Below are 25,831 nucleotides of genomic sequence, written 5' to 3' on the forward strand. Positions count from 1 at the left end.
GGTAAAAACCTCAACCGGAGAAAATATAAAGTCTGCTGTTTCACATTGTTATTTACCGGAAGAAACTTGAATGTTAATCCGCTCTTTAGGTTAATAAGTCGCCTCGCTCTTCTCCTTTTACCTCTTACCGTCCTGCGGCCGGAAATCGTCAAAGGTAAACCGCAGGGCATCCACTTGATGCCGGGCGAATAAATAAGGGGCTAGAATATGCCTACCTTGTGATAATCGGGAATAACGTCTGGATAGGGCTGGGGTCTCTGTTCTTCCCGGCGTCACACTTGGCCCGGATAGTATTATCGGCGCCGGCGCGGTCGTCCTCAGGAGTGTACCTTAAGGCGTACAGGTAGCAGGAAACCACGCGAGACTTGGCAGATAAACAACTGAAGGAATCAAACGACGAAACGTCTGAACAGCTTTGCCTTAACTTTAATAGCGGACGCAAAGACCCTTATATATATGTTTTTATCCAAAGGTCCGCTTTTCGCTCAAATCAGACATCCATCACCTGCAACCACCTCAAGCCTTTAAAACACCCTCTTTGCCTGACACTAAACGCAACTGCTCGCCTGCCGGGAACCCGTAACGTGGCAAGCCGTCAGCCTCAGGCACTGAACAGCATGCAATAAAAAAGCCCGCGCAGGGTGACCCGCGCGGGCTTTTCACATCAGGACGCGATTACAGCGCCATGTCGTGTTTGGCTGAAGGCGCTGCCTGCTCAGGCTGAGCCGCTGGCGCCGGTGCTGATTTGCCATCCATGTTGATCACAGGCGGCGTGGTCAGCTGCAGGGTTGCCGCAGTGTCATTCCAAACCTGCTGCAGCAACGGCACGTTGTCGTTCAGCTTCTGGCCATAGCCAGGGATCATTTTGTGGATCTTGGCCTGCCACTCTGCTGACTTAAACTCTTCCGGGAACAGTTTCTGCATCACGCTTAACGCGATCGGAGCAGCGGTTGACGCGCCCGGCGACGCACCCAGCAGGGCTGCGACAGTTTTCTGCTGATCGGTCACAATTTCTGTACCCAGTTTCAGCACGCCACCTTTCTCAGCATCTTTCTTGATGATCTGAACACGCTGACCGGCCTGAATCAGTTTCCAGTCCTCTTTCTTCGCGTCCGGATAGTACTCTTTCAGCGCGTCGAAGCGATCTTCATCACTCAGCATCACCTGACCGATCAGGTATTTCACCAGATCGAAGTTATCAATACCGACATCGGTCATTGGCACGATGTTGTGGGTCGTGGTGGTGCTCAGCAGGTCAAACAGCGAGCCGTTTTTCAGGAACTTGGTAGAGAAGGTCGCAAACGGTCCGAACAGCACGACGCGCTTGCCATCCAGATAACGGGTATCCAGATGCGGAACAGACATCGGTGGTGCACCGGTGGAAGCCTGACCATAGACTTTCGCCAGGTGACGATTCGCAATCGCGCTGTTTTCGGTCACGAGGAACGAGCCGCCAACCGGGAAGCCCGCGTAGTTGTCCGCTTCCGGGATGCCGGTTTTCTGCAGTAACTTCAGCGCGCCGCCACCGGCACCGATAAAGACATATTTCGCATCGACCGCGCGCTCGCTGCCATTTTTGACATCTTTAATGGTGACGTGCCAGGAGTTGTCGCCGTTGCGCTTGAACTCGGTAACTTCAGAGGAGGTTTCCAGACGGAAGTTGTTATTCTTCTTCAGGCTGCCGATCAGCTGACGGGTAATTTCACCGTAGTTAACATCGGTGCCGACCGGGGTCCAGGTTGCCGCGACTTTCTGCTGCGGATCACGACCTTCCATAACCAGCGGCGCCCACTGTTCGATCTGCTTGTGATCGGTGGAGAATTTCATGCCCTGGAACAGCGCGGTTTTCTGCAGTGCAGCATAGCGCTTGGTCAGGAAGTCGACGTTGTCGCCCCAGACGAAGCTCATGTGCGGTGTAGAGTTGATGAAAGAGCGCGGATCGTGCATCACGCCCTCTTTGACCTGTGCGGTCCAGAACTGGCGTGAAACCATAAAGGCTTCGTTGATTTCCAGCGCTTTGGACACGTCGATAGAGCCATCTTTACGCTCAGGCGTGTAGTTCAGCTCCATGTTAGCAGAGTGACCAGTACCGGCGTTGTTCCAGCCGTTTGAGGATTCCAGCGCCACGCCATCCAGCTTCTCAACCATGATCTGTTTCCAGCCAGGCTGCAGCTCTTCCAGCATGGTGCCCATGGAGGCGCTCATGATGCCGCCGCCAATTAACAGAACATCGGTTTTTTCTGGTGAGGTTTCAGCGTGAAGTGCGGATGAAACTAACAGGGCCGCAAGAGACAGCGCGGGAATAACTTTTTGTGAATTCATCATTTTAATCTACAGCTCGGACCGTACTGGTTAAAAAAAGTCCTCAAAGTTTAAAATAATGTTATTTACGAGTTAATGCGAAATTAGTTATAAAATTAAAAATAGCAATTTAGCCTTAATTTAATTACAAAAGGCTTACTTTATTGAGCGATTATTTTAACCACACATTAAGGGTGTCCTTTGAATTATACAATCCCCTAACACAAATATTCTTACTGAAACCGACGGCGGTCAGGCCGCTAAAACTGTACTGATGCGGCGAGTTAGCGTATGTTTCCCGGCGATCTCCCATCCGTACTGAAAGCCTATGACAAGCCAACCACAAAACCGACACGCCGTGACGAAACGACCCATGAAACTCAGTACCCTGACCACACTGATGATGACCGCGGTTATCTTCACCGTACTGCTGGCTGTCCACCTGCTCTATTTCGTTCAGATCGATAACTTTGCCCAGTCGCACCTGAAAGATAAGGCGATGGCGGTCGCCCGAACGCTGGCGGACAGCCCGGAAATTCAGCGGGGATTGCTGTTGCCTGATGGCAGCAGCCAGATCCAGCCGCTGGCCGAGGCGGCGCGTAAACGCAACGGCCTGCTGTTTGTGGTGGTGACGGATATGCGCGGCATTCGCTTTTCGCATCCCAATGCTGCGGTGATCGGCAAGCACTTTGTCGGTAACGATATCTATCCCACACTGAGCGGTCGGGAGAATGTGGCGGTCAATCATGGTGTGCTGGTGGAAGCGTTACGGGTCTTTACGCCGGTGTTTAACGCGCAGCATCAGCAGATCGGCGTGGTGGCGATCGGCATTGCGCTGAATGATGTGGCGGCGCAGATTGCGAAAAGCCGCTGGAACATCGTCTGGACCAGCCTGTTTGGCGGCGTGGTCGGGCTGCTGGGTATCCTGATTCTGGTCCGGCGGCTGAAGACCATCCTGCTGGGCCTGGAGCCACACGAGATTTCCAGTCTGTTTGAGCAGCGCCAGGCCATTCTTAACTCCATCAAAGAGGGGGTGATCGCGGTAGACGATCACTCCCGCGTCAGCCTGATCAATCAGGCCGCGCAGCAACTGCTGCATGAGACCACACAGAAAACGCCAGCCAGCGGCGATCTGATTGCTGAAGAAAGCGTGATGCACCGCCACCAGCAGGATGCGCTGCATGCGGGGAAAGCCTGGTATGATGAAGAGCTGACGCTGGGAAATCGCATCCTGATCACCAACACTGTACCGGTGCGCAGCCGTGACCGGATTATCGGGGCGGTGACCACCTTCAGGGACAAAACCGAGATCAGCCAGCTGATGCAGCGTCTGGACGGCATGGTAAACTATGTAGATGCGTTGCGTGAGCGGTCCCATGAATTCATGAACAAACTGCATGTCATTCTGGGCCTGCTGCATATGAAGAACTATGCGCAGATGGAAGAGTACATTCTCAAAACCGCCAATGCCTATCAGACGGAGATCGGTTCACTGCTGCAGAAGATCAAATCGCCGATCATTGCCGGTTTCCTGCTCAGTAAAATCAACCGGGTTACCGATGAGGGCCATCAGCTGATTATCAATGAGGCCAGTTTTTTGCCCGACTGCGGCAGTGAGGAGCAGAGCGCGGTACTGATTACGGTGCTGGGCAATTTAATTGAGAATGCGCTTGAGGCGCTGGACCCGGAGACCGAGGGTGAAATCCATCTCATGCTGCACTATCAGAATGGCTGGTTAGCCTGCGAAGTGAGTGATGATGGTCCCGGCATTGATGCCGCGCAGCTGAACACCATCTTTGAACGGGGCGTCTCCACAAAGGGTGAGGATCGCGGTGTCGGACTGTTTCTGGTCAGACAGCAGACCGAAAGCCTGGGGGGTAGCGTCAGCGTCGAGTCAGAACCTGGCGTCTTTACCCAATTCTTAGTACAACTTCCGTGGGAGAGAGGAATGATTACCCAATGATTAATGTGTTAGTTGTCGATGATGACGCCATGGTCGCGGAGCTGAACCGCTGCTATATCGGGCAGATCCCGGGATTTACCTGCTGCGGAACGGCCTCGACGTTACAGCAGGCGAAAGAGCGGCTGGCCCAGGCCGAGCCACAGGTGGATCTGATTCTGCTGGATATCTATATGCAGCAGGAAAACGGCCTCGACCTGCTCCCGGAGCTGCGCAGCGCAGGCCGTCCGGTTGACGTGATTATTATCTCGTCTGCTGCCGATGCCGCCACCATCAAAACCTCACTTAACTACGGGGTGGTCGATTACCTGATCAAACCTTTCCAATTTGCCCGGTTTGAAGAGGCGCTCACCGGCTGGCGACAGAAGAAGTCGCTGATGGATAATCATCAGTTTTACCAGCAGTCAGACGTGGACCAGCTTCTGCATGGCAACCCGCCGGGGGCCAGCGAACAGAAACGCCTGCCGAAGGGACTGACGCCGCAGACGCTGCGGACGCTCTGCCTGTGGATCGACGCCCATCCGGGTACCGAGTTCTCGACCGACGAGCTGGCAACCGAGGTGAATATCTCCCGCGTCTCCTGCCGCAAATACCTCATCTGGCTGGCGCAGATCAATATTCTGTTCACCAGTATTCACTATGGCGTCACCGGTCGCCCGGTCTATCGCTACCGCCTGCAGCCGGAATATCACACCCTGCTCAAACAGTACTGTCAGTGAACCAGCCGGTAATCGTCATCCAGCAGCTGAAACGAAAAGTGATGTTGTGACGAACAGATGACCCGCCTGTCGCGGGTCACAAACAGGGCTTCAATACCCGGTTTGTCCGCCAGACAGGCAATGCCCTGTTCCACGCCCAGACCATACAGCAGCGTGGTGTAGATATCGCCATCCAGCGACCGGTCAGAAATGACGGTAACGCTCAGCAGTTCGTTATCCAGCGGATATCCGGTACGCGGGTCCAGAATGTGGTGATAACAGATCCCGTTCAGCTCAAAGTAACGTTCATAGATGCCGGATGTCACCACGGAGCGATTGTTGACGCCAATCACGCCGATCAGCTCGTCGGCTGCGCCAAACGGTTTTTTCAGTCCGATTGCCCACGCCTGTTCATCAGGGGGGGCCCCCACGGTCTGCACGTTGCCACCCAGATTGATCAGCGCATGGCTGACCTGCTGCTGGCGCAGAAAGGCCTGCACAAGATCGGCGATATAGCCTTTGGCGATGGCCCCCAGGTCAATCTCCATGCCCGGTCTGGCCAGCATTACGCTGCGGGCGTCGGCGTCAAGAATGACCTCATGGGGATCGATGAGCGCCCTGCGAGCCTGAAGCTCCGCTGGTGACGGCACGCTGTGCCCCTGAAAACCGATTTTCCAGCACTTCACCAGTGGACCGATCGCCAGATTAAACAGGCTGTCGGGCAGCAGGCTCACCGCATGCGCGCAGGCGATAAGATCGAACACCGGCTGGCTGACCACCACCGGATGCTGCCCTGCCGCATGGTTGATCGCCATCACCTCAGAGGCGGCGCGGTTCACGGTGAAGAGATTCTCCTGCTGTCTGATGAGCCGGAAAACCTGTGCGGCCAGGGTCTGATTGTCTTCGAAGAGTTTGAGCAGGATGGGTGACCCCATCAGGACGGCGGAGTAAGCATAGACACGCGCTTCAGTTAACATAGGCGACTCTGCTTCAGAAAGGGAAAACCGGCACCCGCTAGAAGCGGATGCCGGAGAGGACCGTTAACGTCGGGCGTAAGCGGCGGCGTTACCACCGGCCAGAATACCAAAGATGATGATATCGGCGACGGCGTTCCCGCCGATACGGTTCGCGCCGTGGATACCGCCAACCACCTCACCGCAGGCCCAGGCACCGTTGATTACCTGTTTCTGAGTGTCCAGCACCGCTGTCGTGGTGTCGATGGTCACGCCTCCCATGGTGTGGTGAACACCCGGCGCGATACGAATCGCGTAGAAGGGGCCTTCACTCAGCGGGTGACGCAGCGCGGTCTGACGACCAAAATCTTCGTCTTTCTGCTGGATAACAAAGTTGTTGTAACGGGCCAGTGTCGCTTCCAGGGTGTGATGTTCGCCCATGTTGAGTTTCACCGCCAGCTCCGCCACGGTAGGCGCGCTGATGACAAAGCCTTTAGCGATATATTCGTCGGCCGCTTTGTTATTCATCCGCACCTGTTCGTCAAACACAATCCAGGCGCTCTTCTCAGGCAGGGCGATAATCTGCGCCGAGACTTTGTCGCGGGTTTCCATTTCATTATAGAAGCGTTTGCCCGCCTGGCTGACCAGGATAGCCCCGCCGCCGCGAATGGATTCAGAGACCAGATAAGAGGTGGTCTGCTCCACCGTTGGGTGAATCTGGATCTCGCCCATATCCACCGTGCCCGCGCCGATTTTCTCCAGCATAGCAATCCCGCTGCCGGTAGCGCCTTTATGGTTAGTGGTGACAAAGCCATCGAGTTCAGGACGGTATTTCACCACCAGCTCGCGGTTGGCACTGAATCCGCCGGTCGCGACAATCACGCTTTTCGCGTAGAGGATGCGGCTGTCATTGTACTCATCGACCACCTTCACACCGGTGACCGCGCCATTTTCATACAGGATTTCTGCGACTGAGGTCTCCAGCAGGACTTCGATGTTACGGCTGTTGATGTTTTTCACCAGACCGCTGATCAGGAAGCCCCCCACTGCGGAACGGTCAGCCGGACGGTGAGTCCGGTCAATGCTCATCCCGCCGGTAATGGTAATGTCGTTGAGTTCGATGCCGTGGTTAGCCAGCCATTCGATCGCTTCCGGTGCCAGATCCACAAACTCACGCAGCAGCACCGGGTTGTTTTTGAACTGACCGCCCTTCAGCGTCTCTTCATAGAACAGCTCTTTGCTGTCCTCGATGCCTTTGAGTTTCTGGAAGCGGGTTTCGGCAGCATTCATACCGACCGACGCCTTGATGGTGTTACCCCCGATGGTCGGCATCTTCTCGATGATGACAACGCGAGCGCCCTCGTCGTGCGCCTGAATCGCCGCAGCCAGACCTGCCCCGCCACTGCCGACAATCACCACATCGTAATTCTGCGGTGCATTCGGGTTGCCCCCCTCTTCAATCACATGCGCTTTGCTGGAGGTGGTCATGGCGCGTGAAACCGCTTTTTTCAGCGCCTCACTCTGGGTGGTTGCGCCGGTAATGGCGTCGACGTGCGGGCTGTTTGCTACCAGAATGCGGTTACGCAGGCTTTCAAACGTGGTGGTGAAATCGACATCCAGGGTGTCATCCGGCACCAGTGAAATGTCGGTGATACGGTCCGTGTCTAGCGTCACGTTGATTTTCAGCTTCAGCGCTTCTGCTTCCACTTTTTCCTGATAAACGCCCGCTTTGTATTTACGGCCCGATTCGCTCATGTCGCGGATCATCGCGTCGACCAGCGAGAAGCGCCACAGCGGTTCCGGGATCTGCAGCTCTTCGCGTTTGTTGCTGTCGATATAGAGTTCAAGGTGCTCGTTGTTGATGATCCGATCAGCCCAGTTCGGGTAGGCAATACAGGCTTTACCAATCGCCACCAGATCGTAGCCTTTCTCCAGCGCCATCTCGGCATCGGCCCGGTTCACAACGCCGCCAACGCCAATCACCGGCACTTTTGCCAGTTCAGGCGACCGCATGGCGAGGTACTTCTCGATCAGCGGCGTCGGGTCCTGGGTATCCACAATCGACGGACGCAGCAGCTGGCCCACAGAGAAGTGGACATAATCCAGGCCACGCGCGGCCAGTTTTTCCAGCAGATAGAGGGTGTCGTCAAAGCGAATGCCGGGCACTTCGATCTCTTCAGGCGAGAAGCGATAGCCGATGATGAAGGAGTTGTGGGCGAAGCGCTCCGCCATCTTGTGGGTGATTTCCAGCACTTCCAGCGGGAAGCGGGCGCGGTTGTCGCGGCTGCCGCCCCACTTGTCATCGCGCTGGTTAGAGTTGGGTGAATAGAACTGCTGGATCAGATAGGTATTGGCGCCATGAATTTCCACGCCATCGAAACCCGCCTTGATTGCACGGTTCACCGCATCACCAAATTTGGTGATCATGGTGTCGACTTCTTCAGCGCTGAGCGCCAGCGGTTGGGTGGCACCTTCACGCGGCGCCGCGATGGCGCTCGGCGCAACCGGGGTTTTCCCGCCAATCAGCTCCGGCTCGACCATACGGCCGCCGTGATAGATCTGTAAAATGGCGGTAGAACCTTCAGATTTGATCGCGTCCGCAATGCGTTTCAGACCGGGGATTTTATTGTCGCTGTCGATGGCAATGGCACCCGGAAAGGCCGGGCCGCGGTTATCGATAAAGCAGCACTCGACAATCACGGTTCCGATGCTGCCTGCCCGTGCGCGATAGTATTCAACCAGTTCACTGGTGACCGTGCCGTCATAGAAACCGGTACAGGTGGTCATCGGGGCCATCACCAGTCGGTTTTTTAACACGGCGCCATTTGGCAGAGTCAGTGGATTAAGGATGGGAGTGAGTGTATTCATTGCGATAAACTCCAAGATTTAAAAGTCTGGAAATTTTTTAGCGGACGCAAATTATCGCTTAATTAAGTGGTCCGATGTCATGCTGTTAATATACGCCTTTCTTTGCTTACGTAAGCGATAAATTTACTTATTTAACTTTTAAAGCATCTGGAGTTTTTATTTGCTGAATGGCGGAACTAAAGTTATATTTATTGTTAATCAATGGTAACCAAAAATCAACCATTTGTTTACATTGAAATAAAGTTTTTCATTATCAGAATGTTATGTGATAACCTCCTGCTTTTCCGCCCTGCTCATTTGTTGACCCGCTTCACAAAAGTGTCAGAATGCCGGTGGCAGAAATATAAATAGAAAATAAATGTTAAAAAATCGCGAATAATGAATTAATTTCTTTGATCTGGATCAAAATTTATATTTGCAGAAATCGCATCATATTTACAGGCTTTTAAAAATGCTGCTCAATCCTCAGGCAGCGGATTAAAAAAATCAGTGCATCGCGGTTTATTCACACTATCAAGAATAAGAACGAAATTCATCAGTGAAGGTCCGGGGCGCAAATCGTATTCTTCTTAACTTGCAGATAAAACACTATGAAAACACTCTCAGCTGTAACTGAACCCCCAAAAGCCGCACCTGCGGGTGCGGGGAAAAAGAAAGCGATCATGCTGGCGCTGCCGGTGCTGGTGGCCGTGCTGCTGTTGCTGGTGCCGACACCTGCGGGCCTTGAACCCTACGCCTGGCACTTCTTCGCCATCTTCGTCGGCGTCATCGTCGGCCTGATCTTTGAACCTCTGCCCGGCGCCGTGATCGGCCTGACGGGCGTTGTCGTCATCGCGCTGTTCAGTCAGTTCCTGCTTTTCAGCCCGGCAGAGCTGGCTAATCCGAAATTCAAAGTCGCCAGTGAATCCTTTAAGTGGGCGGTCAGCGGTTTCGGTAACTCCACGGTCTGGCTGATCTTCGGTGCCTTTATGTTCGCCGCAGGGTATGACAAAACGCAGTTTGGTCGTCGCCTGGCGCTGATCCTGGTCAAATATCTGGGTCGCCGCAGCCTGACGCTGGGTTATGCCATCACCTTTGCTGACCTGTTGCTGGCACCCTTTACCCCGTCGAACACCGCGCGCAGTGGCGGCACCATCTATCCGATTATCGCCAACCTGCCTCCGCTCTACGGCTCTAAACCGAATGACCCAAGCGCCCGCAAAATCGGTTCCTATCTGATGTGGGTCGCCATTACCGCCGCCTGTATCACCAGCTCTATGTTCCTCTCTGCACTGGCACCCAACCTGCTGGCCCTGGCGCTGGTGAAAAGCATCATCGGTTTTGATATCTCCTGGGGCATGTGGTTCCTGGCCTTCCTGCCGCTGGGTCTGCTGCTGATTCTGACCATGCCGCTGCTGGCTTACTGGTTCTATCCGCCTGAAGTCAAAATCAACGATGAAGTGCCAAAATGGGCGATGGCTGAACTGGAGAAACTGGGCAGACTGACCCGCAATGAGATCCTGCTGCTGGTGTTCGTGGTCTGCGCCCTGCTGATGTGGATCTTCGCGACCTCGTGGATTGAGCCCGCCCTGGCGGCACTGCTGGTCGTGGTCCTGATGTTATGGACTGGGGTGCTGAGCTGGAACGATATCACCAGCAATAAACCCGCCTGGAACACCTTTGCCTGGTTCGCTACCCTGGTGGCGCTGGCGGACGGTCTGGCTCGCGTCGGTTTCATCACCTGGTTAGGTAAAGAAGGTGGCATGCTGCTGCAGGGCTATGACCCGCAGATTTCAGCCGTCGTCCTGTTAATCGCCTTCTTCCTGCTGCACTACCTGTTTGCCAGTACCACCGCGCACACTACTGCGCTGTTACCGGCCATGCTGACCATTGCCGCCTCGATTCCTGGCATCAATATGCCGGTCTTCTGCCTGATGCTCTGTACCTCTCTGGGTGTGATGGGCATCATCACCCCTTACGGCACCGGCCCAAGTCCGATTTACTACGGCAGCGGTTATCTGCCGACTAAAGATTACTGGCGTCTGGGTACCATCTTCGGCGCTATCTTCCTGGTCTCCATGATGGTGATTGCCTATCCGTGGATGGTGTGGATGTTCTGACGGATACAACATGCAGATCAACGCGTTATAAGATACCATTCCTGCACTTCCCCGCGGCACCCGCGGCGGGGAAGGATAATAAACGATTAATTCGCCTATGATGTTGCGCCCCGCAGCCTGCTCGCGGTGGTTCAGCCGGTCATTAAGTGAGAAAAAATGTCGAACAAACCTTTTGTCTATCAGAACCCTTTTCCGCTGTCCCACGAAGAAACCGAATACTATCTGCTGAGCCGTGAACATGTCTCAGTCGCCGAATTTGAAGGTCAGGAGATCCTGAAAGTTGACCCGCAGGCGCTGACGCTGCTGGCTCAGCAGGCCTTCCACGACGCCTCTTTTATGCTGCGTCCGGCTCACCAGCAGCAGGTTGCCTCAATCCTTGCTGACCCGGAAGCCAGCGACAACGACAGATATGTCGCCCTGCAGTTTTTACGCAACTCTGAGATTGCCGCCAAAGGCGTGCTGCCAACCTGTCAGGATACCGGCACCGCTATCATCATGGGTAAAAAGGGTCAGCGCGTCTGGACCGGCGGCGGGGATGAGGCCGCGCTGTCGCAGGGTATCTATAACACTTACATCGAAGATAACCTGCGCTACTCCCAGAACGCCGCACTGGATATGTACAAAGAGGTGAACACCGGCACCAACCTGCCTGCGCAGATTGACCTCTACAGCGTGGATGGCGACGAGTACAAATTCCTCTGTATTGCCAAAGGGGGCGGTTCTGCCAACAAGACCTATCTCTATCAGGAGACCAAAGCGCTGCTGAGTCCCGGCAAGCTGAAAAATTACCTGGTGGATAAGATGCGCAACCTGGGCACGGCCGCCTGTCCGCCGTACCATATCGCATTTGTTATCGGAGGCACCTCAGCGGAAAGCACGCTGAAGACGGTTAAGCTCGCCTCGACCCACTACTACGATGGTCTGCCGACCGAAGGCAACGAACATGGTCAGGCATTCCGTGATGTGCAGCTGGAGCAGGAACTGCTGGAAGCCGCGCAGAAGCTGGGTCTGGGCGCACAGTTTGGCGGCAAATATTTTGCGCACGACATTCGCGTGATTCGCCTGCCGCGCCACGGTGCCTCCTGCCCGGTCGGCATGGGCGTCTCCTGCTCCGCTGACCGTAACATCAAGGCGAAGATCAACCGCGAAGGCATCTGGATTGAGAAACTGGAAGCCAACCCGGGCCGACTGATCCCGGAAGCGCTGCGTCAGCAGGGCGAAGGTGAAGTCTTACAGGTTGATCTCAACCGTCCGATGGAGCAGATTCTGGCGCAGCTCTCCGCCTACCCGGTCTCTACCCGTCTGTCTCTGACCGGCACCATTATTGTGGCGCGGGATATTGCGCACGCGAAGCTCAAAGAGCGTATCGATAATGGTGAAGGGTTGCCGCAGTACATTAAGGATCACCCGGTCTATTATGCAGGCCCGGCCAAAACGCCTGAAGGCTACGCCTCCGGTTCACTCGGCCCGACCACCGCCGGACGTATGGACTCCTACGTGGATCTGCTGCAGGCACACGGCGGCAGTAAGATCATGCTGGCAAAAGGCAACCGCAGCCAGCAGGTGACGGATGCCTGTCAGAAGCATGGCGGCTTCTATCTCGGCAGCATCGGCGGCCCGGCAGCGGTGCTGGCGCAGCAGAGTATTAAGAGTCTGGAGTGCGTGGAGTATCCGGAGCTGGGGATGGAAGCGATCTGGAAGATTGAGGTCGAGAACTTCCCGGCCTTTATCCTGGTCGATGATAAAGGTAACGACTTCTTCCAGCATATTGAGCGCGCGCACTGCGCGAAATGTGTGAAGTAAGAGATGCGTTAAGTTATGAAAAAGCCCCCGGTTTCGGGGGCTTTTTTTCTGCAACGATCCCTGAAGGCATGCTGGCTGTGGTAGCGAGCCTGCGCAGGGAACGGGGTCAGATCGGAAAGACGCAAAAGCCGTCATCCATGACACGCTCGGCCCGCGCCGTCCTGGCGCGGGACGCTTTCCTCCTCTGACCCCGTTCCCCGCGCCCTGAGCGAATTTACTGCTGTCAGATTCACCCTGCTTTGTCTTCAGCGTCGGTCTGCAAAAAAGGCTATCGAATCCTTTTTAGTCGCGCTGCAACCGCTGCAACGCCTCATCGATCGGGCTGTCGCCCTGAGTCAGTTCGATGATCTGATATTTAATGGCTGGCTGTTCGATCAGCCCGACCAGGGTTGCCGCCACATCTGCCCGCGGCACCACGCCATAGGGGATCGCCAGGTCGGCATGAATCCGTCCGCTGCCCGCTTCGTCAGTCAGCGTGCCAGGGCGCAGGATCACCCACTCCAGGCGGCTCGCCACCAGCTCAGCATCAGCCTGTCGTTTGACCCGCATGTAGTTCTCAAACCCCTCTGAAGGAGTTTTGCCGCGACCTGCATCGGGAAAAGCTGAAACCAGCATAAAGCGTGGAACAGCTGCCTGCTCTGCTGCCGCCACGGCCAGTGTCAGCCCCTCACCATCAATGGCATTGGTCAGCGCGATTCCGGCACCACCGGCCCCCGCCGTAAACACCACGACATCATGCTCAGCCATCAGCTGTGCCAGTTCTGCGGCGCTCAGCTGCTGAAGGTCGCCTGACACAGCCTTTGCGCCTGCCGCCTGCAACGTCTCAGCCTGCTCCGGTTTGCGGTGCAGTGCCGTTACCCTGTGCCCTTTGCTGCTCAGCTGACGGGTCAGCTGCTGACCCACCTTGCCCGCAGCCCCGATAATGAAACATCTCGCCATGGGTTCTGAACCTCCATTGAACGATCAAATATGCCGGAAACAAAACAGGCGCCGGATAGGGCGCCTGCAGGTTTTTACTCAGGGATCACTTTTTCCGCTTTCAGCTTATCGAACAGCTGGGTGAAGGAGTCCAGCGTGCTGCGATAGCCGGTAAAGCCCGCTTTGCGGCTCTTACTCATGTCGGTAAAGGCTTCCATCGGACGTCCCAGATCGGCATCAGTGTGCCACCAGGAGGCGAGTTTATTGATATCCGCCTCACGCAGCTGATGCTTCTCTGCAATCGCCTGCCATGCGCTGGCAGCCTCATCCATCCGCCCTTCCAGCGGCATCATCTGCGCCGGATAGTCCGCCGCCTCGATACCAAAGTATTCTGCCAGTTTCGGCCACATCCAGTTCCAGCGGAAGACATCGCCGTTTACGGCGTTAAAGTCCTGGTTAGCGGCATTAGGCGAGGTGGCGGCCCAGAGCAGCTGCTCAGCCAGCAGACCCGCATCGGTCATATCCGCCACACCGTTCCACTGCTCAGGCGAACCCGGGAAGATAAACGGCCAGCCCTTCTCTTTACACAGGGTGGCGTAAACGGCCAGCGTCTGCCCCATGTTCATCGCATTACCTACCGCATAGCCGATGATGGTGTGCGGACGATGCACGCTCCAGCGATAGTCATACTTTTCAGCGCCCGCAAACAGTTCATCTTCCTGTGCGTAGTAGAAGTTATCAACCGCCTGACGGCCCTGCTCTTCGCGGAATGGCGTAACCGGCACCGCACCTTTACCGTAGGCTTCAAACGGGCCCAGATAGTGTTTCAGTCCGGTGACCAGTGCCACGTGAGAACCCTGCAGGCGGTCACCCAGTGCTTCGATCACGTTGCGCACCATGCCGCCATTGACACGGATATTCTCTTTTTCATTCTCCTGACGCGCCCAGACGCTGAAAAACAGCGCATCCGGTTTGACCGATTTCAGCGCGTCACGCACCGCATCGGCGTCGGTCAGATCGGCGGTCAGGCTGGTCGCGCCCGCTGGCACGGCACCACGGCCGCGTGACAGGCCGCTGACCTGCCAGCCTTCCTGCTGTAATTTGTCTGCCAGTGCGCGACCGATTACGCCGCTGATGCCCACAATCAAAGCGTGCTTTTTCATTTGATTTCTCCTCAATTTGCGTAATGCTAAGCCTAATAGAGAATTCAGTTCTTATCTCTGTCATTTATTCACATCATTCTCAACCTGAGTTCACGAATCGATGCACGATCATCGCCTTAAAGACATTCTGCCGTTTGTTGCCAGCGTCGAGTGCGGCAGTTTCACCGCGGCGGCCGAACGTTTGCATGTCACCGGCTCGGCGGTCAGTAAAAGCCTCAGCCGGCTGGAAACACGCTTAGGCTCGCGTCTGCTGGAACGCACGACGCGCAGTCTGCAGCTGACCGACGCGGGCAGCGCCTATTATCAGACCTGCCTGCGGGTGCTGGAGGATCTGGCCGAAGCAGAAGCGGTGCTGGCGGCGCAGCGCACCATTCCTTCCGGCCGCCTGCGGCTGGCCGTGCCGACCACCTATGGCCGCCTTAACGTCATGCCGCTGCTGATGCCCTTTTGTCAGCAGCACCCCGAACTGGCGCTGAGCCTGAGTCTGTCCGATCGCTTTGTTGACCTGTTTGAAGAGGGGGTGGATGTCGCGGTACGGATTGGCGGGGCACCTGACCTGCCTGCCTCTCTGGGCTGGCGCAATATGGGTCGCGAGAAGATGCAGTTCTGTGCGTCACCCGCTTATCTGGCACGTGAGGGACGCCCGGAAGATGAGGCGGCGCTGCTGAATCACCCCGCCATCCTTTATGAGCGGGTAGATGGCAGCACCAAACCCTGGCTGTTTACTACTCAGGATGGGCAGGCGCACTGGCGGGAGGTGCCCTGGCGGCTGGCTGTCGGGGACGTTGATGCGCAGTTGCAGGCGGTTATCGCCGGGCTGGGTGTCGCACAGATGCCATCCTGGCTGATCCAGCGCGCCGTGGACGCGGGTGAGCTCGACATTATTCTGCCGGAACTGCAGCCTGACGGGCTGACGCTGAGCGTGGTATGGCCACGGCGCAAACAGTTTCTGCCCAAAGTGGATGCGCTGCTGTCGGCGCTGAATGAACTGACCATCCGCTAATCTCTCTTCGTGCGCCAGGCGCGCCACGCTGCCAGCGTCGTGTCATAGCGAGGCCGGAACCCTGCGTCCGGCCTGCCGGGAGGATTACGGCGCCGTGATCACGATGGCCACACGGCGGTTCTGCGCCCGCCCCTGAGGAGTGCTGTTGCTGGTCACCGGGGCGCTCATGCCTAACCCGCGTGTGATGATATTCTCAGGGGGGATCGCCGCGCCCTGCGCCCACTGTGCCGCGACCGCGTTTGCCCTTTTCAGTGACAGCTGCTGGTTGTAATCCGGTTTGCCATAGTTATCGGTGTGCCCGTCAATGCGCACATGCTCAATACCGGTCGAGGCCAGGTTTCTCGCCATCGTCTGAATGGTCGTTTTGCTGGCAGGGGTCAGTTCGGATTCGTTAATACCAAACAGGATTTTATCGGACAGGCCCAATCCCCAGCCCTCCATGTTCTGCGTAAAGCCGGCGCTTTTCATCGCAGCGATCTGCGCCTCACTGAAGCGCGAAGTCGACTGACAGCCCGCCAGCGCCATCACAAGTAATACCAGGGAAAATTTCATTCTCATCTTTTCGCCTTACCTGCTCGTTTATTCCTGTACATGTTCATATCGGCACGCTCGAGAATGGCCGCGACCGTGTCACCCTGCTGTGACCAGGCATAGCCAACGGTCACCGAGGTCGTTATCTGCGTATCTCCGGCAATCGTGATCGCCTGCGTGATAACCTCATGAATGCACTGCACCAGACGCTGAAGCTCCTCCTCACTGACGCGACTGCTCACCAGCATGGCAAATTCATCGCCCCCTAAGCGGGCAACCAGATCCTGATCGGCCGCCAGAGACAGGAGGCGTGAGCCTATCGCTTTTAAAACGTCATCGCCTGCGGCATGACCCCAGCTGTCGTTGATGCTCTTGAAACGGTCGCCATCCAGAAACAGCAGAGCAAAGCGCCCCTTCTCCTGCTGTCGATCCAGAAGGCGGGCGAGATGCGCCGTAAAGGCGCTGCGATTGGCCAGCCCGGTCAGCGGATCTTCCAGCGCTTTGGCCGCCAGCGAGCGATTGTCACGGATCAGCGAAGCCTTCAGCGACTGCATCTCCTTCAGCAGCGAATTGAGATCATCGGAGAACAGCTGAAACTCACTCGTCGGGCTGCCGGGTATGCGCAGGGAAAAATCACCCGAATGAATCACATAGTGAATGGAACTGGTAATGTTGCGCAGCGTCGCGACGATACCCCGATGCAAAAAGGCGCTCAGCATCAGCGAGACAATCAGCACACACAGCATTCCGCTGGTCAGGATCAGGAAGGAGTAGCGAATAAATCGCATCGCGCCGGTCACGGTCCCTTCCAGCGTCAGTGTGCCGACCGTGACGTCAGCGTGATTGATGGCGACATTAAGCGGTTTGCTATACATCCACTCGCGTAACCAGCGTGAATACCAGCCCGTCGGTTCCTGCTGCGCATGCCAGCGGACCAGTTCAATATTATCCCGGGTGACGAGCTTTGCAGAGGCATAAAGGCCCTGCTCGCCGAGCTGTTCAATTTTATTACGCGCATCGTAACTGTCGGCAAAAACGGTCGCGGCGGTCAGCGTCGTGCTGAGCGTGGAGCCAATCAGTTCAAGATTACATTTCTCATAATTTTTAATGAAGAGCAGCGAGGTCGAGGAGAGCAGCAGCCAGCACAACAGTAATATTACCGCCGCATTGATGGTGCTTATTTTCTGCAGCTTATTACGTATTGATGATTTGTCGTTTCTTACTTTATCGAATTTCATATTATTCGACTCTCTGGCGGGAGAGCAAAAGCACATCCGGACTCACCCTGACGCCACTTCTGGCAAGCGAGTCAAGATTAACGGAAAAAAGCGTTCGGTCCGGTTGAAATATCAGGCAAAAAGCGGCCCCCACGGTGCACTCCGGGCTGCTCTCTGCAAGGGTAAGCACCGCTCTGCCCTGTAGCTGCTGGATAGTTTTTGCCTGCTGCTGCGGGTTTTCCGCGCCAAAATAGAGTGCATCGCACCGGTGCGTCGCAAGCTGGCTGACAGTCGCTATATAGACAACGGTAAAGGTTGCAGCAGGCGAAGTACTATTTTCCGGCAGGGAGAGATGCCGTGCCGATGAAAAGACACATAACTGGGGCGGACTGTTCAGGCCGGGCCAGTGGCTGAAGCTGATAATTCCGCTGACGATACGATTGGCTTTGCCATCCCGTATTTCGCCATAAGCCAGATGAGGAATGAGCAGCAGCAGAATAATGAGTGTCAGGACGCTTCTGCAGACAGGGCGCAGGGAATGCAGCAAACAGGCATTCAGATAAAAAGGATATTTTACGGTCATACTGCGTTCCCGGAAATAGATCGCTCGGCAGGACGCCTGAATAAGCGCCGGAATATTAACACAGCGTTAATAAGAATTGTACCGGATGAATAATTAAACGGGGTGGTGGAAAACTATATTGTCTTTCTGTCACAGGGACTGTGACGCGATGCTGACCGGGAGACGGACATCGCGTCAGAGGTCAGACATAGCCCATCATTTTTAGCAGCGACTGCACCTGGTTCATCGCTTCACTGCGGTGAGAAACGCCCAGCTTCTGATAGAGATTGCGGATATGGGTCTTGATGGTAGTGGAGGCCACAGCCAGCTCCCCGGCAATCTGATCGTTGCTGTAGCCCGAATAGATAAGCCCCAGCACCTGCCATTCACGCTGTGTCAGCGGGCTGGTGCGGATCAGCTCCGGCACGTCAGGATGGTTGAGCAACCGGCTGACAAACCCCTCATCGAAATGGGCAAACTTGTGACGGTGATATTTATTGATCTCCAGCAGGATGCGGCGGGCGCGATGGCTGTCCAGCTCATTCAGGGTATTCAGCTGAATCAACTGCCGCAGTTGTTGTGCCATCATCTCGCCTTCAATCACAAAGTGACTGATAAAACCGGTACTGCGCGCCAGTTTCAGCGCCTCAATCAGCACACGCTGCGCCTCCGCTTTGCGTTCAGTCTGCCAGTAGATCTGATTCAGCAGCAGCAGGTTGCGGTTCAGATCGCTCATCAGGCGCAGGGCGCGAGCATTCTCGTTCAGCTCTTCCAGCACTACTTCCGCCTGGCTGACATCGCCCAGCAGGATCTGCGCACGGGCGATGTTGCGCCACTGCCCCTGCAGAAAATGGTTGTTGGCAAAGGCAGGTTTTGGCGTCTGGCGCATCCAGTCGCGTGCGTTCTGACTGTCGCCGGTCATCTGCCAGTAGATCACCCGGACCTTATCGGCATTGGCAATCCAGTCGCTGTGCCAGTTGCCGTTGTTCAGCAGGTTTTCCAGCCGGTTCAGGTAGCTGCGGGCGTTATCCAGATTGCCCCGCGCCAGCGAGCACTGCACCAGCAGGCCCAGACATTGGATCTGCTGCTGCGGCTGAAAACCGTTCAGAACGCTGATGCCGTCGCGTGCGGCCTGTTCCGCCTCTTCCAGCCGCCCCCAGGCCCACAGCAACTGAGCGCGAATGCGCAGCAAAAACTCATGCAGCGGGAACTGCGCCAGATGCTGCTCTTCCACCAGCACAAAGGCGCGACTCTGGATCTCATAGGCTGCCTGCAAAAAGCCCTGCGCAAACAGAATTTCGCTCTGCTGAATCAGGCTCCAGAGGGCGTAGTGCCACACCTCATCGCGGCGCGCCAGCTGCTCGGTCTGACGCATCAGCTTGAGGGAATTCTCCAGCTCGCCTTTGCAATGCATCACTTCGCCATGCACCGACATCGCCACAATATGGCTGTAGTGACGATTGCCGGGCAGCGTGTCGAGCGCCACTTTTGCCAGTCGCTCCGCTTCGTCAATGTTGCCGTCGTTAATCGCTACCTGAGCGCGTAATGCATTAAATTCGCCGCGCAGCGCCTCATCAATCTCGCAGCGGCTGGCCTGTTCAAAGCGTGCCAGCAGGCTGTCCACCTCGGAAAAGCGGTGCTGAGTCTGCATCAGCCAGGCCTGCAGCAGCACCAGCATCGGGTTGTCCAGCATCATCTCCCACGGCAGCGCCCTGAGGGAGTTCTCCAGCAGCGGCAGCTCACTCTGATTGAACAGTGTCCAGGCGTGCTCCAGCAGCACATCGCGCAGCATGCTGGCGTCGCCGGACGCCAGCGCATGATGAATCGCCTCGCCAGGAAAACCCTGCGCCATCCAGCTCTCGGCCGCCGCCCGGTGCAGCGCGGGCAGCTCCGCCGCCAGCTCCCACTGACAGCGCTGCCGCAGGAAATTACCGAACAGCGGGTGGTAACTGAACCAGCAGCCGGAATCATCCATGCGCTGCAGGAACAGCCCCTGACGCTCGATCTCTTCAAGCCGCATCTGGCCGTTCTCTTCGCAGGTAACCCGGGCGATGAGTTCATCATTCATGGAGCGCAGCAGCGCGGTTTTCAGCAGGAAGTGGCGGGTGGGGAGATCGACATGATCCAGGACCTCCTCCACCAGATAGTCAGAGAGGTGGCTGGCATTGATGCCGGAGAGACGACGGGCCGAATGCTGAGCCGAACTGGCTCCCTGCCGCGCCGACAGCACAATCAGCTGCAGCGCGGTCGCCCAGCCCGCCACATCGTCACATAACCGGCTGCTCTCTTCGCTCTCCAGCGGGGCCGCCAGACGACAGTCGAAGAATTGCCGCGCCTCCTGATGGGTAAACGCCAGCTGCTGACTGCCCAGTTCAATCAGTTGCTCGCGCACCCGCAGGTTGGCAATACCCAGCTGGGGCAGATTGCGCGACATCAGGATCAGCGTCAGATTTTCAGGCTGGTGACGCAGGAAAAAGCGCATCGCATCGTGGATCACCGGATTGGTGATGAGGTGGTAATCATCGACGATCAGCCACAGCGGCTGTTGCCACTCCACCAGCTCGATAAACAGTTGTGAAAACAGGGCGTTAAGATTGATATACTGCCGCTTCTGCGCCAGCTGTTCGCTGCGCGGACAGCCACCGTGGGTGGCCTGCTGCAGGGCCGCAATCAGGTAATCGGCAAAACGCTCCGGCTGGTTGTCGCCCTCATCCAGAGAGACCCAGCCCAGATCGCTTTTCCCCGCCGCCCACTGTGACACCAGCGTGGTTTTGCCGTAGCCCGCCGGACTGGTGACCAGCACCAGACGATAGTTTCCGGCTGCGGTGAGCTTTTGCAGCAGGCGCTCACGGATGACGGTGCCATCAAGACGCACCGGGCGGCTGAGTTTAGCGGGTATTAACATGGGCGCGCGTATCTCCGTTTGTCGAGCGCAGCATTATTTTACGCTTCGTAATTATTCCTTACACAGGTTCAGCATTTCGTCAGATGAATGCAAGCAAACCCATTAATTAAACTTTACAAAAGTGTGCGCTATCACACTCCTGAACCGATTTCGGATTAGCCTCATCCTCTCCACCCTCCCTATCCTCCTGCGCTAATTCTTTTCAGGAGGAGGAGCGCCAGCTTTCGCGCGGGCACACTGTCGCCATATTGACCCCTTTTTCTGTTTTTCCAGGAGATCAACCATGACGACACAGCCCGAATTTAACCCGATTCAGTTCAATGCCGCCCTGACCCGTCAGTGGCAGCGTTTTGGCCTGCGCGAAGCGCAGGAGATGACCCCGTCACAGTGGTGGCAGGCGCTCAGCGGTGCGCTGGCGGATATGCTGGCCGCACAGCCAGGCGCCCCGGCACCCGCAACACAGCGCCACGTTAACTATCTGTCGATGGAGTTTCTGATTGGCCGTCTGACCGGTAACAACCTGCTGAATCTGGGCTGGTATGACGCGGTCAATGACGCGCTCTCTGCGTGGAATATTTCACTGACCGACGTGCTGGAAAATGAGACGGATCCGGCGCTGGGCAACGGCGGACTGGGTCGGCTGGCCGCCTGCTTTCTCGACTCTATGGCCAGTGTGGGCCAGCCTGCAACCGGCTATGGCCTCAATTATCAATATGGCCTGTTCCGCCAGCGCTTCGAACAGGGGGCGCAGCAAGAAACGCCGGATGAGTGGCAGCGCGATCGTTACCCCTGGTTCAATCATAACGCGGCGCTTAACGTTCGGGTCGGACTCGGCGGCAAAGTGGTCACCACAGAGGGGCAGCCTCAGTGGCAACCGGCGTTTGAACTGGTGGGTGAGGCCTGGGATTTACCGGTCGTTGGCTACCGGAATGGCATTACCCAGCCGCTGCGTTTGTGGCAGGCGAAACACGCTGAGCCGTTTAACCTCAATCGCTTCAACGACGGCGACTTTCTGCGCGCAGAGCAGCAGGGCATCGACGCTGAAAAACTGACGAAGGTGCTCTATCCCAATGACAATCATCAGAACGGTAAAAAACTGCGTCTGATGCAGCAATATTTTCAGTGCGCCTGTGCGCTGGCGGACATTCTGCGCCGCCATCATCAGGCCGGACGGTCGATCGAAACCCTGCCCGATCATGAAGTCATTCAGCTGAATGACACCCACCCTACGCTGGCGATCCCGGAGCTGATGCGTCTGCTGCTGGATGATCACCAGCTGAGCTGGGATCAGGCCTGGCAGATTACCCGCCACACCTTTGCCTACACCAACCACACGCTGATGCCGGAAGCGCTGGAGTGCTGGGATGTCCGGCTGGTACGCAGCCTGCTGCCGCGCCATATGATGATCATTAACACGCTCAACGCCCGGCTGAAAGCCGTGGTCTCAGCACGCTGGCCGGAGGATGAGGCGAAATGGGCGAAGCTGGCGCTGGTCCACAATAATCAGCTGCGGATGGCGAACCTCTGCGTCACCAGTGGTTTTGCGGTAAACGGGGTGGCCGCACTGCATTCGAAACTGGTGGTGCAGGATCTCTTTCCGGAGTATCACCAGCTCTGGCCGGAGAAATTTCACAACGTGACCAACGGCATTACCCCGCGTCGCTGGATTAACCAGTGCAACCCGGCGCTAAGTGCCCTGATCACCCGAACCCTGAACACGCAATGGCTGAACGATCTGGATGCGCTGCAGGGGCTGGAAGCCTTTGCGGATGACGCCGCGTTCCGCGCCGAATACCACGCCATCAAGCAGCAGAACAAGCAGGCGCTGGTCGGCTGGGTCAAAAACCGCACCGGCATTACGATCGATCCCACGGCGCTGTTCGACGTGCAGATTAAGCGCCTGCATGAGTACAAACGCCAGCATCTGAGCCTGCTGCATATCATCGCCCTGTGGCAGACGCTGGTGATCGATCCGCAGGCGAATCGTGTGCCGCGCGTGGTGCTGTTTGGCGCCAAAGCCGCGCCGGGTTACGCCCTGGCGAAGAACATCATCTATGCCATCAATAAAGTGGCTGAGGTGATCAATCACGATCCCCGCATCGGCAACCGTCTGAAGGTGGTCTTTATCCCCGACTACAACGTCTCCGTCGCGGAACGGCTGATCCCGGCCGCCGATCTCTCCGAGCAAATCTCGACCGCCGGCAAAGAGGCTTCCGGCACCGGTAACATGAAACTGGCGCTGAACGGTGCCCTGACCATCGGCACCCTCGACGGCGCAAACGTTGAGATCGCTGAACAGGTTGGCAGTGACAACATCTTTATCTTTGGGCATACCGTTGAACAGGTCGTGGCCTTAAAAGCTGGCGGATATGATCCCGCTCTGTGGCGTAAAAAAGATCCGCAGCTTAATCAGGTACTGCAGGCGCTGGAGGATGGCACCTTCAGCCAGGGGGATCGCCATGCCTTTGACGCGATGCTGCACAGTCTTGGCCCGGAGGGTGGCGACCCCTATCTGGTGCTGGCCGACTTCCAGCCCTATCTGGAGGCCCAGGCGCAGGTGGAAGCGCTCTGGAGCGATCAGGACGCCTGGACCCGTGCCACTATCCTGAATACCGCGCGCTGCGGGATGTTCAGCGCCGACCGCGCTATCCGCGATTACCAGCAGCGCATCTGGCAAGCGAAGCGCTGAGGAACGCCATGAAAACGATTCCGGTTAAGGATGATTTTTCCGTGGCGGGTATCGCTGCGGAATATATTAACGCCCACGGCAGACCGCAGGCGATCCCGGCCCTGACCCGCCAGCGTCTGCTGGCGGTGATGCAGCCACCGCGTCAGCAGAGCACGCCGCTGCCGCCGGTGGTGATCTTTCGCAGCGGCGATCTGCTGAGCCTCTCCCCTCAGCTGACGCAGGATGCGCAGTGGCAACTCACCCGTGAGGCGGGAGGAGTCACTTCGGGTCGCTGTCATCCCGCTCAGCCGCTGCATCTGCCGCCGCTGCCGGAGGGCTACCATCAGCTGACGCTGCAGCAGGGCGCCCGGCAGTGGTCGTGCCGGATCATCATTGCTCCGCCGCGCTGCTATGAGCCGCCAGCGTTGCAGGCGGGGGAATCGCTGTGGGGAGCCTGTGTGCAGCTCTATACATTACGTTCGGCGGAGAACTGGGGCATTGGCGACTTTGGCGATCTGCGCCGGATGCTGCCCGCTGTCGCGGCACGCGGTGGCGCGTTTATCGGGCTAAATCCCATTCACGCGCTGTTTCCCTCCAGCCCGGAGAGTGCCAGTCCCTACAGCCCCTCCTCCCGGCGCTGGCTCAATGTCCTCTATATCGATGTGAATGCGGTCAGTGACTTCCGGCAGAGCAGCGCCGCCCAGGCCTGGTGGCAGCAGCCGGAGACACAGCAGGCGCTGACGCAGGCGCGCGCCGCGGAGTGGGTCGACTATGCGGCGGTCACCCGCCTGAAAATCACGGCGCTGAGCCTGGCATGGCCGCAGTTCAGCCGGCGTGAGGCCAGCGATCATGAGGTGCAGGCATTCCACGCCTTTATCAAAGAGGGTGGCGTCAGTCTGCAGCATCAGGCGCTGTTTGATGCCCTGCACGCCGATCAGATTGCGCAGGATAGCCAGCGCTGGGGCTGGCCGGTGTGGCCGGAGGCGTTGCAGGACCCTGCCAGCCCGGCGGTGAAAACCTTTCTGCAGCAGCATGCCGATCAGGTGCGTTTCTGGCTCTGGCTGCAGTGGCTAGCCGCGCAGCAGTTTGCTGACTGCTGGCAGGGCTGCCAGCAGCAGGCAATGCCCATCGGCCTCTACCGCGATCTGGCGGTCGGGGTGGCCAAAGGAGGAGCCGAGACGTGGAGCGATCGCGACCTCTACTGCATGGAGGCCAGTATCGGAGCCCCGCCCGATATCCTCGGCCCGCGCGGTCAGGACTGGGGACTGCCGCCGATGGACCCGCAGGTCATGCAGCAGCGCGCCTGGGAGCCGTGGATTGCCCTGCTGCGCGCGAATATGCGCCACTGTGGCGCACTGCGCATCGATCATGTGATGGCGCTGATGCGACTCTGGTGGATACCGGCCGGGGAACCGGCGATGCACGGAGCCTATGTTCACTATCCCATCGACGATCTGCTGGCGATTCTGGCGCTGGAGAGCCAGCGACATCGCTGCATGGTGATTGGGGAAGATCTCGGCACGGTGCCGGAGGCGATTGTCGATAAGCTGCGGGATGGCGGCGTTTACTCCTACAAGGTGCTCTGGTTTGAACAGACCTCCCCGTCGGGATTCCGACCACCCGCCGCCTGGCCGCGGCAGGCGATGGCCGTCGCGACCACCCACGATCTCCCGACGCTGCGCGGCTGGTGGCAAAGCGACGACCTGACCACGGGTGCCCGGCTGGGCCTCTACCCGGACAAGGTGGTGCTGGCCGGGCTGTATCAGGATCGGCTGCGGGCAAAGCAGGCGCTGCTGAACAGCCTGCATCAGGTGGGCGCCCTGCCGAAACGGGCTGGACGGTCTGCCGGACGTACCGGGATGAGCAAGGCGCTGAACCGGGCGATGCAGCGCTATCTGGCGGACAGTCACAGCGCCCTGCTGGGTCTGCAACCGGAGGACTGGCTGGATATGGCCACGCCGGTCAATATCCCCGGCACCAGCGATGAATACCCGAACTGGCGACGCAAGCTGAGCGTCACGCTGGAGGCGCTGTTCAGCGATGCGGAAACCTGTGCACTGTTGCGGGATCTGACGGCGAGACGGAAGCAGTCAGCATGAATCAGGAAAGCTGAAATCAGCGCGGATCAGGGATGACCGCGCTGTATTGCATGAATAACGCTTTAACCTTAATGGCAGACAAC

18 protein-coding genes are annotated in these 25,831 nt (G+C 57.2%); 9 read left to right on the forward strand and 9 right to left on the reverse strand.

What is annotated here, in order from left to right:
* The first annotated feature begins 238 nt into the window (after nt 1–238).
* Complete coding sequence (locus tag CKF42_RS00215) at nt 239–334, forward strand: hypothetical protein (protein WP_072052761.1); 96 nt, start codon at nt 239–241, stop codon at nt 332–334.
* A 341-nt stretch (nt 335–675) separates the two neighbouring features.
* On the opposite strand, the gene mqo is transcribed toward CKF42_RS00215, so the two are convergent.
* Nucleotides 676–2,325 (reverse strand): malate dehydrogenase (quinone), encoded by a 1,650-nt coding sequence (gene mqo, locus CKF42_RS00220; protein ID WP_046102922.1) that lies wholly within the window; start codon nt 2,323–2,325, stop codon nt 676–678.
* A 349-nt stretch (nt 2,326–2,674) separates the two neighbouring features.
* Between mqo and CKF42_RS00225 the strand changes: the two genes are divergently transcribed.
* Complete coding sequence (locus CKF42_RS00225) at nt 2,675–4,264, forward strand: sensor histidine kinase (RefSeq protein ID WP_233501005.1); 1,590 nt, start codon at nt 2,675–2,677, stop codon at nt 4,262–4,264.
* A complete protein-coding gene (gene dcuR / locus CKF42_RS00230) occupies nt 4,261–4,980 on the forward strand; it encodes a two-component system response regulator DcuR (protein WP_009093030.1) in 720 nt (239 codons plus the stop codon). Before CKF42_RS00225 ends, dcuR begins: the two co-directional genes overlap by 4 nt.
* Here the strand turns inward: dcuR and CKF42_RS00235 are convergent.
* Together CKF42_RS00235 and CKF42_RS00240 are read right to left on the reverse strand one after the other, a co-directional pair.
* Nucleotides 4,974–5,936 (reverse strand): FAD:protein FMN transferase, encoded by a 963-nt coding sequence (locus CKF42_RS00235; protein ID WP_111207142.1) that lies wholly within the window; start codon nt 5,934–5,936, stop codon nt 4,974–4,976. The genes dcuR and CKF42_RS00235 overlap by 7 nt on opposite strands.
* 63 nt (nt 5,937–5,999) lie before the next feature.
* Nucleotides 6,000–8,780: a flavocytochrome c gene (locus tag CKF42_RS00240; protein ID WP_111207310.1), complete on the reverse strand. Its 2,781-nt coding sequence runs from the start codon at nt 8,778–8,780 to the stop codon at nt 6,000–6,002.
* A gap of 590 nt (nt 8,781–9,370) precedes the next feature.
* Here CKF42_RS00240 and CKF42_RS00245 point away from each other — a divergent pair.
* On the forward strand, nt 9,371–10,879 hold the full coding sequence (locus tag CKF42_RS00245) for a DASS family sodium-coupled anion symporter (RefSeq protein ID WP_033736769.1): 1,509 nt from the start codon (nt 9,371–9,373) through the stop codon (nt 10,877–10,879).
* Between the two features lie 156 nt (nt 10,880–11,035).
* Nucleotides 11,036–12,682, forward strand: coding sequence for a class I fumarate hydratase FumA (gene fumA / locus CKF42_RS00250; RefSeq protein WP_111207143.1), 1,647 nt, complete (start codon nt 11,036–11,038; stop codon nt 12,680–12,682).
* Nucleotides 12,683–12,964: 282 nt separating this feature from the next.
* On the opposite strand, the gene CKF42_RS00255 is transcribed toward fumA, so the two are convergent.
* The gene (locus CKF42_RS00255) at nt 12,965–13,621 is read right to left on the reverse strand and encodes an NAD(P)H-binding protein (RefSeq protein ID WP_111207144.1); all 657 of its coding nucleotides are present in this window, start codon (nt 13,619–13,621) and stop codon (nt 12,965–12,967) included.
* Nucleotides 13,622–13,695: 74 nt separating this feature from the next.
* Nucleotides 13,696–14,763, reverse strand: a complete 1,068-nt coding sequence (locus CKF42_RS00260) for an SDR family oxidoreductase (RefSeq protein WP_111207145.1) — start codon at nt 14,761–14,763, stop codon at nt 13,696–13,698.
* 100 nt (nt 14,764–14,863) lie between these two features.
* Between CKF42_RS00260 and CKF42_RS00265 the strand changes: the two genes are divergently transcribed.
* A complete protein-coding gene (locus CKF42_RS00265; RefSeq protein WP_009093037.1) occupies nt 14,864–15,766 on the forward strand; it encodes a LysR family transcriptional regulator in 903 nt (300 codons plus the stop codon).
* An 84-nt stretch (nt 15,767–15,850) separates the two neighbouring features.
* Here CKF42_RS00265 and CKF42_RS00270 read toward each other — a convergent pair whose 3' ends face one another.
* Genes CKF42_RS00270 through CKF42_RS00280 form a run of 3 tightly spaced genes read right to left on the reverse strand, consistent with a single transcriptional unit; the run spans nt 15,851 to nt 18,025 of the window.
* Entirely contained in the window at nt 15,851–16,324 is a 474-nt protein-coding gene (locus CKF42_RS00270) for an OmpA family protein (RefSeq protein ID WP_111207146.1), read from the reverse strand.
* Nucleotides 16,321–17,535, reverse strand: coding sequence for a diguanylate cyclase domain-containing protein (locus CKF42_RS00275; protein ID WP_111207147.1), 1,215 nt, complete (start codon nt 17,533–17,535; stop codon nt 16,321–16,323). The genes CKF42_RS00270 and CKF42_RS00275 overlap by 4 nt, the downstream gene beginning before the upstream one ends.
* A 1-nt stretch (nt 17,536) precedes the next feature.
* Nucleotides 17,537–18,025, reverse strand: coding sequence for a YfiR family protein (locus CKF42_RS00280; protein WP_233501011.1), 489 nt, complete (start codon nt 18,023–18,025; stop codon nt 17,537–17,539).
* On the opposite strand from CKF42_RS00280, the gene CKF42_RS21285 reads away from it, so the two are divergent.
* A complete protein-coding gene (locus tag CKF42_RS21285; protein ID WP_233501014.1) occupies nt 17,921–18,190 on the forward strand; it encodes a hypothetical protein in 270 nt (89 codons plus the stop codon). The genes CKF42_RS00280 and CKF42_RS21285 overlap by 105 nt on opposite strands.
* 88 nt (nt 18,191–18,278) lie before the next feature.
* On the opposite strand, the gene malT is transcribed toward CKF42_RS21285, so the two are convergent.
* Nucleotides 18,279–20,981 carry an HTH-type transcriptional regulator MalT gene (gene malT, locus CKF42_RS00285; protein WP_111207149.1) on the reverse strand — a complete coding sequence of 901 codons (2,703 nt, stop codon included), beginning with the start codon at nt 20,979–20,981 and terminating at the stop codon, nt 18,279–18,281.
* A 283-nt stretch (nt 20,982–21,264) separates the two neighbouring features.
* Here malT and malP point away from each other — a divergent pair, with 283 nt between their 5' ends.
* Both malP and malQ read left to right on the forward strand, forming a co-directional pair.
* The gene (gene malP, locus CKF42_RS00290; protein ID WP_111207150.1) at nt 21,265–23,670 is read left to right on the forward strand and encodes a maltodextrin phosphorylase; all 2,406 of its coding nucleotides are present in this window, start codon (nt 21,265–21,267) and stop codon (nt 23,668–23,670) included.
* 8 nt (nt 23,671–23,678) lie between these two features.
* The gene (gene malQ, locus CKF42_RS00295) at nt 23,679–25,748 is read left to right on the forward strand and encodes a 4-alpha-glucanotransferase (RefSeq protein WP_111207151.1); all 2,070 of its coding nucleotides are present in this window, start codon (nt 23,679–23,681) and stop codon (nt 25,746–25,748) included.
* The last annotated feature ends 83 nt before the right edge of the window (nt 25,749–25,831 follow it).

Source organism: Pantoea sp. ARC270, assembly GCF_003236725.1.
GTDB lineage: Bacteria > Pseudomonadota > Gammaproteobacteria > Enterobacterales > Enterobacteriaceae > Pantoea > Pantoea anthophila.